This is a genomic window from Ruegeria sp. CJ9 (assembly GCF_056536625.1).
This window is the reverse complement of the sequence record NZ_JBQFPY010000007.1, coordinates 202,092-213,228: the sequence shown is the minus strand read 5'-3', so window position 1 is coordinate 213,228 and position 11,137 is coordinate 202,092. Positions and strand designations below refer to the sequence as shown.

Here is an 11,137-nt window from a genome sequence, read left to right as displayed (position 1 = left end):
ATAACCTCAGCGCGCCCGCCTAACAAATCCCTCAAGATGCCCCCAGTCTCTCCTGAGCGTCTCCGCCGTCTCCAGCGTCCCAACACCGCCTCAGCAGCGCCGGTGAAGGGGGTTCTAAGGTTTACCCAAACAACCCGCAAGTGGAAAATTGCATCTTGCGCGATTTTTTTGCGAATTGATTTTTTTCACTTATATTTCAAATGATTAAGATGAACCCAACTAAGCCACATACACCGCTCACGAAGTAGGCACACGCAGTTGCCCCACCATAAGCAATCGGTCAACCACCCGCATACCCTATATATAGTGAGTTCCTAACCGACATCCACAAGACCCAACCGAGTCGCATCATCTGATCCGGGCCGATTTTGAGCCCGTTTCCCCGACTCGCCTCCAAACAGGGCACTGAAAAAGGCACAACGCGCGCGCCGGGTCTTGCGCATTACCCTCGGATACTGTCACCTCGCCGGAAAGAGACAGCCAAACGCACAGTAATATGACAGCTACACACGCGCACCCCTTTCCTTGCATACGGACGGTTGGTCAGGACGGTCTATTGGTCTCGTTTGCTGACACGATGGCTGAATCCTCGAACCGGGCGGCGCTTGCATTTCGCAATGCGGTCGACCTTCTTGGATGGGAAGGTGTGATTGAGACATCGGCGTCTCTGGCCTCGGCCTATGTTCGGTTCGATCCCCTTGCCCTGCCGCACACGGAAATCCACGGGCGGATCGAAGAGATGCTGCATCAACAAGACTGGTATCGGGCACCGCTTCCTGCAGGTCGCCGCTTGTGGCAGGTACCCACTGTGTACGGAGGTGAATTAGCGCCGCAATTGGACGAAACCGCAGCGGCAGCTGGGCTGACACCAACCGAAGCCATACGACGCCTGAGTGAAACCCGTGTTCGCGTACTGACCATCGGCTTTGCGCCCGGCCTGCCATATCTTGGACCGCTAGGGCCTGAGTTCAACATTCCACGCCTCAAGAAGCTCACTCCTATGGTGCCGGAAGGAGCGCTGATCCTGGCGATATCGCAACTTGTGCTGTTTTCCAGACCCAACCCGACAGGATGGCGACATGTCGGCCAAACCGCTTTTCGCTGCTTCCGTCCCGAAGCCGAACAGAGCTTTGTCCTGCGCCCCGGCGACGAGATGCAATTTCTGCCGGTCTCACGCGCAGAACTGGAACAGATACGCGAAACCAATGATGGTCTAGGCGGGGCGACCCGAGAGGAGATCCCGGCATGAGCCTGCAGGTACATCAGATTGGCCCGGCCTGCACCATTCAGGATCAGGGGCGTTCGGGATATCTGGATCAGGGACTTTCACGGTCAGGGGCGGCAGATCAACTGGCGTTGCATGAGGGTGCCGCGCTGCTGGGTCAAAGCCCGGACTGCGCAGCCCTGGAAATGGCGGGAATGGGCGGCACGTTCGAGGCCACGCAACCGGTCAGCATCGCCCTGACCGGCGCGCCAATGCAGGCCAGTATCGATGGCTTCCCGATTGTCTGGAATGCCTCTTTCTCTATGGAGGCGGGTCAGAAGCTGACGATCGGCGCCGCCAATCAGGGCAACTATGGCTATTTGCATGTTGGTGGCGGATTTGAAGTACCGCTGTTTCTGGGTTCACGTTCCGCCCACCTGACAGCGAATGTCGGGCGTGCCGTGCAGGCCGGCGACCGACTGCCCGTCGGTCCCTATTCAGGCAACACCGGTATGAAACTGCGCCCCGATGACCGATTTTCCGGGGGCACCCTGCGCGTGTTGGCAAGCTTCCAGACCCCCCTGTTCGATCCAGAAACGCTGGACCGTTTTACCAAAACCGCGTTTCGGCGCGGTGCGCGGGCCAACCGAATGGGCATGCAATTGGAAAACGATGGCGAAGGCTTTGCCGCAAAGGGTCAATTGAACATTCTGTCAGATGTGATCACCCCGGGCGACATCCAGATGACCGGCACCGGAAACCCCTTTATCCTGCTGCCCGAGTGCCAAACGACCGGTGGTTACCCTCGTATCGCCACTGTCCTGCCCTGCGATCTGCCCCGGGCGGTGCAAACCCCGGCCGGCGGGCAGATAAAGTTTACATTTGTGTCCATGGACGAGGCCGTCGCCCTGCACGCCACTTACCTGTCCGATCTGTCGCGATTGCGCGCGCGGGTCGAGCCCTTGGTCCGCGATCCGCACGACATCCCCGACCTGTTATCCTATCAATTGGTCAGCGGAATGATCTCTGGCACCGAATAAGGAGTTTGCCGATGCCCAGCGTCGATTTGAATGCCGATATGGGGGAAAGCTTTGGCCCTTGGAATATGGGCGATGATGAAAGCCTGCTGAAGATCATCACCTCGGCCAATATCGCGTGTGGTTTTCATGCGGGCGATCCCGATGTCATGGCGAAAACGATGACGTCGGCTGCCCAGAACGATGTCGGCATCGGCGCGCATCCCGGCTTTCCCGATCTGCAGGGATTTGGCCGCCGCAATATGAAGGTGCCACACGAAACCCTGCGCAACCTGGTCCGTTATCAACTTGGCGCGGCGATGGGCATGGCCAAGGCGGTTGGTACGAAGGTCCGGCATCTGAAGCTGCACGGTGCTTTGGCCAATATGTGTTCGGTCGATATCGACATGGCACGAGCTTGTTATCAGGGCGCGCTGGACGTGGACCCGGACATTATTGTCATGGTGCTGGCTGTTACCAAACAGGAAGAGGCCGTGCGCGAATTGGGTTGCAAATGGGTGGGAGAAATTTTTGCCGACCGCACCTATAACGATGACGGTACGCTTGTTGATCGCAGCCTGCCCGGCGCGGTCATCCACGACCCCGAACTAGCAGGACCACGCATGCTGAACATGGTCCGCAAAGGTGCAATCATCACCGAAACCGGCAAGCGGTTGGAAACCTCAATCGACACGATCTGCCTGCATGGGGATGGGCCGACCGCGGTACAGATCGCCCGGTCTGTTCGCGAGAACCTTATCGCAGGCGGCGTCGAGGTGACAAAATTCACCCGATAGACATCCGGGTGTAAGGTTTGCACCCCACCTTCTTACTGTTGCCCAGTTGGATTTCTGACCCTAGCATGCCTGCAAGTGCATGTTCTGATTATTGGAAATCCAGGCAACGCCGGACCCAGAACTCTCTGGGCCCACGCAAGGAGGGAAATTTATGTCTTTCGATTTGATGTCTTATGAACCGCGCGGGGACAAGGAGAACTCTGACTTCTTCGGCGAGTATCTACCCAAAATTTATGAGCGGCGCAGCAGCTCTGGTGTTGCCGATCAGGTCGGGCCGATGCGGGCGATTGTCCAGCAAGTGGAAACCACGGCGCTGTTCGATACGCTGATCGAATTGTATGTGATGACCCCTTATCGCCACACAGCCACATATTTGGGGCAAACGCATAAGTTTTCGGTCCTGCATTCGCATGCCGACTACCCGGCGTTGATCGTGATGGCGCCGCTCAGCCCCAGCTTTGAGGATTTCATTCCCCGCATCAACCGCATGTATCCGCTGGCGCGCGGCACTCCGCAAACACGTTACGTCGGAGAGATTTACGGCGTGACAGACTTGAATACCCTTAGCAAGACGCTTGAGGATCAGAATATCCGCTTTGAGTATGAAGGCGATACCGAAAACCCGTTCTACACGCTGGATGGGTTCCGGTTCACCACCCCGTCGGATTTTACTTGCAACCGGGTCGGTTATTCCACGCTGGATTTCAATGACCCCGACAGCCTGGGTCTGGGTGACCGCGTGTTGCTAAGTGATGCCGAGCAGGCGCAGCTGGATCAAGCTGCGGCTTTTGGCTCTGACAGCAAAATCTCACCCTTGATGCTGGGGGTCGACCACCTTGCCACCCGCATTCTGGCCGGTGAGCGTGAAGACGCGATCCTCGAGTTTCTCACCATGGTGCCCTATTACTTCTGGGGTGCGTACAACATCTTTGACATGAACTCGTCGACCAACGTGAACCGAAACCCGAATGTGGATGATGACAAGAAATCGCCTGCCAAGGTCTTCACAGCCAACAACACCCCGTCCTTCATCAATTCATTCGAGCAACTGCCGATGCCGACCGAGGATTTCGTCCGAAATTTTGGCCGTCGCCTGCATCACATGGCCATCGAAATTCAGGACGGTGATCACAACGCCGGTGAGAAAAACGTCGATTTCGTGGTTAATACGCTCAAGGATAAAGGCGTGCCGTTTCTGGCCCATGTGGTGGGTGAATGCAAAGACGATCCGAACCTCAAGCAGATTTTCTCGAAACACTCGAAGAATACGCTGCTGATCACGGAATATATCGAACGCTGCCACCACTATGACGGGTTCTTCACCAAGGACAACGTGGCGGCCCTGACAGCCGCCGCCGGGCAGGACGAACAATACCAGCATGGCCACGTGTTCGACTAAAACGCCCTGACAAAAAAGGGCTGCGAGTTTCCTCGCAGCCCAGATCCATCCAGGAGAGTATATGTCGGATCTTATGACGGCCCGATCATGAAACAGGTGACATTCCGGGCCTGAAGCCTGCGGCAGGCCAAATCGGCCTGTTCGCGGGTCATGCCTTGGAATGTCGCGTCAAAGCCGCGCGAGCTTTGGTTCACCTTGCGCAGCGTGCCTTCCAGAGTGGTCATTTCCGACAGGGCAGTTTTCAGCAAAACCTTTTCCGCCTCGTATCGGGTGGTATAGCGGCCCACGTTGACGCCCCACAGATGCCCGCCGGACGTGGAAAGGCGGGTGACAATTTCCGGTTCGGGTTCCGGCTGCACGGCCGGATCGGCCGACGCCAGAACCAGATCATCCGGACGCGCAGCGGGGCGCGCTGTGTCGCCGGTTGGGGTTTGGATATCCGCAGCGGCCATGGCGACTGCAATACCGTCCTGAATACGCGCGCCGTTCTTGGCCGCTGTCGCAGCAACCGTGCCCGCAACCTGTACTGCAGACCCTGCCGTTGGACGCAGTACCGGGCGGAGACTGGAATTTGGTGCACCGGTCAGAGCTGCAACCGTCGCGCCCAATCCGGCATTCCCGGCATAGGCCGGGCGCGCCGGTTTACGGATCGGTGCCCGAGACGGGGCGCGGCGGAAGCCCATGTCCAACAGCTCGGCCACTTTGGCGTTGCGCGATGCGCCCGACTTGCCGCCAAAGACGGTGGCGATGATACGTTCATCTTTGCGCTTGGCCGAGGCCACAAGATTGAAGCCCGCAGCCCGGGTGTAGCCTGTCTTGATCCCATCAGCGCCCTTATAGGCGGCCAGCAGGCGGCGGTTGGTGTTGGGAACGGTCTTGATCCCCGCATGTGTCGATTGGCGCGAGAACAGATTGTAGTATTGCGGGTAATCATACAGCAGATGACGGCCCAAAGTGGTCATATCACGCGCGGTCGACAGGTGGCCTGATTCCGTCAAACCATGCGCGTTCTTGAAGGTTGTGCGGCTCATGCCCATCGCCTTGGCCGTACGGGTCATGCGGCGGGCAAAGGCGGCCTCGGACCCGCTGATCGCAATACCGATGGCGGTAGCAGCGTCGTTCGCCGATTTAACCGCCGCGGCACGGATCAGATAGCGGAATGCAATTCGCTGACCGGACCGCAAGCCCAGCTTTGACGGCGGCTCGGACGCGGCCTTTTTGGTGATGCGCACCTGGGTATCCAGATCGATCTCACCGTTCCGCACCGCTTCGAACGCAATATAAAGCGTCATCATCTTTGTCAGCGAAGCCGGATGCAGCCGTGTGTCGGCATTGCGCGAATGCAGCACCTCGCCGGTGCGTGCATCGATCACCATCGCCGCATAAGGAGCAGCCACCCCTTGCAACGGCGCAAAGGAGAGCAGCCACAAGAATGCTATAAGGAATAAGCCCATTCGGGCCGGAACTGTCCGCCGAACCTGCACGATCTTTGCCTCTGTCTACCTCGGGCCGCCGGGTTTTCCCGGTCGGCTAAATATTATTTTATTATCGATCAGGCTAACACAGGGGCCCAGTGAAAGAAACAAAAAGCTCGTGAATTCGCGGTTTATTGAGCTTGCCACCACCACACCACATGTGGTCAGTCGCACCCTTGCCACCACCAAATCCATGAATATGACCAGAATTTGCCGACGCTGGGCGTCGATTTTTCAGGACTGAGACCATTCGGCCACATCAGCTGAGTCGCTGAACAAGATTGGCAAGCTGACCCAAATCCTGAAGCTCGCGGTATCGCGGGTTATCTGCCGGGGTTTCGGCCTGTTCGATTTCCCAAACTAACCCATGAGGCACATATACTCCCCAGTACCCGGCCTGAATCGGGGCCACCACATCTGAGCGCATCGAATTGCCAACCATCATCGCAGATCCAGGCCCGTCACCGTATTGGCCAAAGATGAGCCGATAGGTCTGGGGCGTTTTCTCGGACACAATCTCGACCCCGTCGAACAGCTCACCCAACCCCGACTGGGCCAGTTTCCTCTCTTGATCAATCAGATCGCCCTTGGTGATCAGCACCACCTGATGAGTCGCCGCCACGCTTTCAATCGCCGCGCGTGCATGGGGCAACAGCTCGATCGGATGGGCCAGCATCTCTTGCCCGGCTTCTATCAATTGCCGAATGACCGAGGCGGGAACCCGGTCATCCGTCACCTCAATCGCAGTTTCGATCATCGATAGGATGAAACCTTTGATTCCATATCCATAGTGCCGGATATTGCGTTTTTCTGCGGCCAGCAGACGCTCCATCAGGTGATCCCTTTCGGCGTGATCCGCCAGAAGATCGGCGAAATAAGCCTGCGTCAGCTGAAAAAACCGCTCATTGTGCCACAATGTATCATCCGCATCGAAGCCGATTGTGGTAAGATTTTGGCCCATGGCTATTACGTCCTGCTGGCTCTTTTCTCTGGCTGGTTCGACGTTATATAAGCGCAAAGACAAACCGAAGCCTGAATCGGACAGTAGAACGCGATGCTTGAACACCAATGGATGATGTCTGACAAATCGGACGACGACGATGCAGACGCGTCTGTCCTGGTACAGACGCGCACCAAGACCAAGCGTCCGCCGCTGTACAAGGTTCTGCTGCTGAATGACGATTACACGCCGATGGAATTCGTTGTGCATGTACTGGAACGGTTCTTTGGCATGACTCACGCGCAGGCGTTCGAGATCATGCTGACGGTGCATAAAAAAGGCGTGGCCGTCGTTGGCGTGTTCAGCCACGAGATCGCCGAGACCAAAGTGGGCCAGGTCATGGATTTCGCCCGCAGGCACCAGCACCCCTTGCAATGCACCATGGAACGGGAAGAGTAAGACCAGACCGGTCTTACGGAATCGCTTATGTCCCCTCGCCTTGATCTTGCGCTGCAAAGCGGTCTGACCTTGTCGCAACCACTGACTGTACTGGGGCCAACAACGGCCAGTGACCTGTCTGATTTGCCGCGTGAAACGCAAGTGGTGCAGCCGTTTAAACCCTTTCACGACCATTTCACCCAACAGGGCTTCGCGGTTGTACCCGTGGCGCAAGATCCCTGTCAGGACGCCATCGTAATCCTACCTCGCGCCAAGGCATTGGCCCGGTCGATGGTGCAGCAGGCCTGCACCCGCGCGAATGGCGTGATTGTCGTTGACGGCGCCAAGACCGACGGTGTGGACAGTTTGCTGAAGGACATCCGCAAGCGGGTCGCGGTTGAGGGGCCGATTTCAAAGGCGCATGGCAAGATCTTCTGGTTCCAGTCCGATCCGCATGCTTTTGCGGATTGGGCCGCGCCCGCCCATCAGACCGCGGACGGTTTTAAAACCGCGCCAGGCGTATTCTCGGCCGACGGCATTGATCCGGCCTCGGCCCTGTTGCGGGCCGCGCTGCCGGACAAGCTGGGCGCTCGGGTCGCCGATCTGGGGGCTGGTTGGGGGTATCTTTCGGCCGGGCTGCTGCAGGCGCCGGGCCTGAAATCCTTGCACCTGGTCGAGGCCAACCATATTGCGCTGACCTGTGCCCGCACCAATGTGACTGATCCCCGCGCTCAGTTTCACTGGGCCGATGCGGTGACATGGCGTGCCGACGAACCCATCGACACCGTGGTGATGAACCCACCGTTTCACACTACGCGCAACGCCGATCCGGCACTGGGGCAAGGCTTTATCACATCCGCGGCAAAGAACCTGACCCGCAATGGCACATTGTGGATGGTGGCCAACCGCCACCTCCCCTATGAGCCCACATTGACCGACACATTTGCGCATGTCGAAGAAGTGACCGGCGACAATCGGTTCAAGGTGTTCCATGCCTCTCGCCCTCGGCGGTGATCCCAGTTAACCTGCGCCGCAATTCAGGAGGAAGCGCATGTCCTTTTCCATAGCAGGCAAAACCGCAATCGTGACCGGCGGCGCCAACGGAGTCGGCCTGGCCATCGGGCGCCACTTTGCCGATGCCGGGGCCAATGTGATGTTCGCCGACATGGACGAAAAGCGGCTGGCCGAAGAACTGGGCGAGCAGGCCGATGACAGCAATATCCGTTTCTTTGCTGGCGACCTGCGGGAAAAGCTGACAATTGCCAACCTGCTGTCGGCCACAATCGACGCCTTCGATCAGGTGGATATCCTGATCAACGGCGCCCGTCAGGTGATCCCTTCTGATCCGCTGGATGCCGAAGACGATTCAGTCCGCACCCTTCTGAATCAGAACCTAATGCCCGCCCTACGGTTAAGCCAGTTGGTCGCCAAACGTATGATCAAACAAGCCGGAGATGACGAGGAAAACATTGCAGGCTCGATCATCAACCTGTCTTCGATTGCAGCGCGACGAACCCACCCTGACCTGATGGCCTATTCCGTCTCGACCGCCGCGCTGGATCAGATGACCCGATCCTTGGCTGTCGCGCTGGCCCCCAACCGTATTCGGGTAAATTCCATCGCATTGGGATCCGTGATGAGCGCCTCATTGCGCTCCACCCTGAAAGAGAACCGCGACTTTCGGGACGATATAGAAAAACACACTCCGCTGGCCCGCATTGCTGCGCCGACCGAACTGACCGAAACAGCACAGTTTCTGGCCTCGGACGCCGCAGGTTTCATCACCGGACAAATTCTAACCATTGACGGCGGCCGCACCCTGCTGGACCCCGTTGCAGCCCCAGCGCACTGACACATATGTTCGACACCGAAAAATCCACCGCTTCTGCATGGTTCCGCCAATTGCGGGACCAAATCGTCACCGCCTTTGAGGCTCTTGAAGACAGCCACGACACCGGGCCGTTTTCGGACGCCAGACCTGGACGGTTCGAAATCAAGGAAACCACGCGCCAGTCCGAAGATGGCACGGATGCGGGCGGCGGATTGATGTCGGTGATGCGCGGTGGCCGCGTGTTCGAAAAGGTCGGCGTCAATATCTCAACCGTCTACGGGACACTTGGCGCGCGCGCGCAGCAGGCGATGGCAGCGCGCAAAGGCATTCCGGGCATGACCGAAGACCCGCGCTTTTGGGCCTCGGGCATTTCGCTGGTCGCGCATATGCAAAATCCGCATGTTCCGGCGGTGCATATGAACACTCGCATGTTCTGGACCCCACATGCATGGTGGTTCGGCGGTGGGTCCGACCTGAACCCTTGCATTGAATATGACGAGGACACGGCCCATTTCCACGCCACGCAAAGGGCGCATCTGGACCCGCACGGGCCAGGTCATTACCCACGCCTGAAAGAATGGGCGGACGAATATTTCTATATCCCGCACCGCAAACGCGCCCGCGGGGTTGGCGGTATCTTCATGGATGATTACTGCACCGGCGATTGGGCTGCGGATTTTGCGCTGACACAAGATATCGGCCGTGCCTTTCTTCCGGCCTTTTTACCCCTGGTCGAACAGCGCCGCGTGCAAGGTTTCAACGATGCCGACAAGAACGCTCAGCTTGTGCATCGGGGCCTCTATGCCGAATACAACCTGGTTTACGACCGGGGCACCAAGTTCGGGCTGGAAACCGGCCACGATCCCGACGCCGTGCTGATGAGCTTGCCGCCGATGGCCAAATGGGTCTGATCTACCCTCAGAAATCGAAATCCATAAAGTTATCGTAGCAACGGCTTTGCGCCCCGGATGCCGACATACTTTCGCCCACGCGGCTGACGCTGATCGAATAACTCTTTTTTGTGCTGCCCCCTTCGGGCTTAGTCAGCGAAAACTCCACCGTCCGTGTTTGCTTTTCATAAGGTCTCGAGACATAAATCTGCTGCGTTGTCGGCAGGCCGAGGGTGCGGATGGCGAAATCACCGATACCGCACCAATAGGCAATTGCCTTTGACGTGCCATGCGTGGCCACTTGATAGTTGCCATTGTCCAATGGCGTCACTGTCGTGCGAAAGCCGGGATTGAAGCCATACCTAAACCCAAACCCGGTCGCTTGCGCCAGGGCTGGCACCAACATCAGAACACCTATGCTGAATAATTTGAATAATTGCATAGTAAATCTCCTCTAACCAAAATACGGCTTTGCTTGAAATGATAGGGATTAGGCTCGATGAGTAAAGTTAACGATAGGCGGCGCAATTCTCACCATTCCGCAACGGAAACGCGCCTATGTGACCGAAATGGTATCATTTCAGGACTTTAGAGGGTAACCTCTGATCGTCGGTCATTTGCACGAGGCACGGGTTGAGCAAGGCATTCCCAAAGGACTGGTTCGACATTCCGCCCGAAAAATATGCGGATTTCGGCGCGCTGTTCTATCTGGCGTCGCTGACAACACCGCATAGGGATCGCAGTCTGGCGCAGGTGCTTTATGCCTTTGAAACGCCGTTCCGGCTGGGCCAATATCACATCTTTCGCCAAAATGGCTTTCCGCGCGGATTCGTGACATTCGCTGGCCTTAGCCCCGAGGCCGAACACCGGTACGCCATTCAGGAAACTCCGTTGACCGAGGCCGATTTCACCAGCGGGTCGTCGTTCTGGATCGTCGATCTTGTCGCCCCGTTCGGGCAGACCAATCAGATTGTAGAGATGCTGAAAAAGAGCATCCCCCATCCTAGGGTTCGCACGAACCGCATGGACAGTGATATGTCTCAAAACCGGATCGTGGAATGGACGCGTGATGACACGGGCGCGATTCATATGCAGCTGTACCGCAAGCAGGAGTTCGCACAGGTTCTGGCGGCAGAGGGCACGTGAC

At 57.5% G+C, this 11,137-nt stretch carries 12 protein-coding genes; 9 read left to right on the top strand and 3 right to left on the bottom strand.

Annotated elements, in window-relative coordinates; all coding sequences use genetic code 11:
* Nucleotides 1-496: 496 nt before the first annotated feature.
* From ACR0AJ_RS15980 to ACR0AJ_RS15965, 4 genes are all read left to right on the top strand, one after another.
* Complete coding sequence (locus ACR0AJ_RS15980) at nt 497-1,249, top strand: 5-oxoprolinase subunit B family protein (RefSeq protein WP_170397355.1); 753 nt, start codon at nt 497-499, stop codon at nt 1,247-1,249.
* Nucleotides 1,246-2,244, top strand: a complete 999-nt coding sequence (locus ACR0AJ_RS15975; protein WP_480741321.1) for a 5-oxoprolinase subunit C family protein — start codon at nt 1,246-1,248, stop codon at nt 2,242-2,244. Before ACR0AJ_RS15980 ends, ACR0AJ_RS15975 begins: the two co-directional genes overlap by 4 nt.
* A gap of 11 nt (nt 2,245-2,255) precedes the next feature.
* Nucleotides 2,256-3,017: a LamB/YcsF family protein gene (locus ACR0AJ_RS15970; protein ID WP_480648263.1), complete on the top strand. Its 762-nt coding sequence runs from the start codon at nt 2,256-2,258 to the stop codon at nt 3,015-3,017.
* A 151-nt stretch (nt 3,018-3,168) separates the two neighbouring features.
* Nucleotides 3,169-4,416 (top strand): hypothetical protein, encoded by a 1,248-nt coding sequence (locus tag ACR0AJ_RS15965; RefSeq protein WP_480741319.1) that lies wholly within the window; start codon nt 3,169-3,171, stop codon nt 4,414-4,416.
* 71 nt (nt 4,417-4,487) lie between these two features.
* Here ACR0AJ_RS15965 and ACR0AJ_RS15960 read toward each other — a convergent pair whose 3' ends face one another.
* The gene (locus tag ACR0AJ_RS15960; RefSeq protein WP_170350449.1) at nt 4,488-5,870 is read right to left on the bottom strand and encodes a D-alanyl-D-alanine carboxypeptidase family protein; all 1,383 of its coding nucleotides are present in this window, start codon (nt 5,868-5,870) and stop codon (nt 4,488-4,490) included.
* Nucleotides 5,871-6,150: 280 nt separating this feature from the next.
* Nucleotides 6,151-6,852 (bottom strand): HAD family hydrolase, encoded by a 702-nt coding sequence (locus tag ACR0AJ_RS15955; protein WP_170350451.1) that lies wholly within the window; start codon nt 6,850-6,852, stop codon nt 6,151-6,153.
* Nucleotides 6,853-6,945: 93 nt separating this feature from the next.
* Between ACR0AJ_RS15955 and clpS the strand changes: the two genes are divergently transcribed.
* From clpS to hemF, 4 genes are read left to right on the top strand one after another with little or no spacing between them, the layout of a single operon-like run.
* Complete coding sequence (gene clpS / locus ACR0AJ_RS15950) at nt 6,946-7,290, top strand: ATP-dependent Clp protease adapter ClpS (RefSeq protein WP_170350453.1); 345 nt, start codon at nt 6,946-6,948, stop codon at nt 7,288-7,290.
* Between the two features lie 27 nt (nt 7,291-7,317).
* Nucleotides 7,318-8,283, top strand: coding sequence for a class I SAM-dependent methyltransferase (locus ACR0AJ_RS15945; RefSeq protein WP_170350455.1), 966 nt, complete (start codon nt 7,318-7,320; stop codon nt 8,281-8,283).
* Nucleotides 8,284-8,320: 37 nt separating this feature from the next.
* Entirely contained in the window at nt 8,321-9,121 is an 801-nt protein-coding gene (locus ACR0AJ_RS15940) for an SDR family NAD(P)-dependent oxidoreductase (protein WP_170350457.1), read from the top strand.
* A gap of 5 nt (nt 9,122-9,126) precedes the next feature.
* Nucleotides 9,127-10,011, top strand: coding sequence for an oxygen-dependent coproporphyrinogen oxidase (hemF, locus tag ACR0AJ_RS15935; RefSeq protein ID WP_170350459.1), 885 nt, complete (start codon nt 9,127-9,129; stop codon nt 10,009-10,011).
* A 7-nt stretch (nt 10,012-10,018) separates the two neighbouring features.
* Here hemF and ACR0AJ_RS15930 read toward each other — a convergent pair whose 3' ends face one another.
* The gene (locus ACR0AJ_RS15930; RefSeq protein WP_170350461.1) at nt 10,019-10,432 is read right to left on the bottom strand and encodes a hypothetical protein; all 414 of its coding nucleotides are present in this window, start codon (nt 10,430-10,432) and stop codon (nt 10,019-10,021) included.
* Nucleotides 10,433-10,623: 191 nt separating this feature from the next.
* On the opposite strand from ACR0AJ_RS15930, the gene ACR0AJ_RS15925 reads away from it, so the two are divergent.
* The gene (locus ACR0AJ_RS15925) at nt 10,624-11,136 is read left to right on the top strand and encodes a toxin-activating lysine-acyltransferase (protein ID WP_480648261.1); all 513 of its coding nucleotides are present in this window, start codon (nt 10,624-10,626) and stop codon (nt 11,134-11,136) included.
* The last annotated feature ends 1 nt before the right edge of the window (nt 11,137 follow it).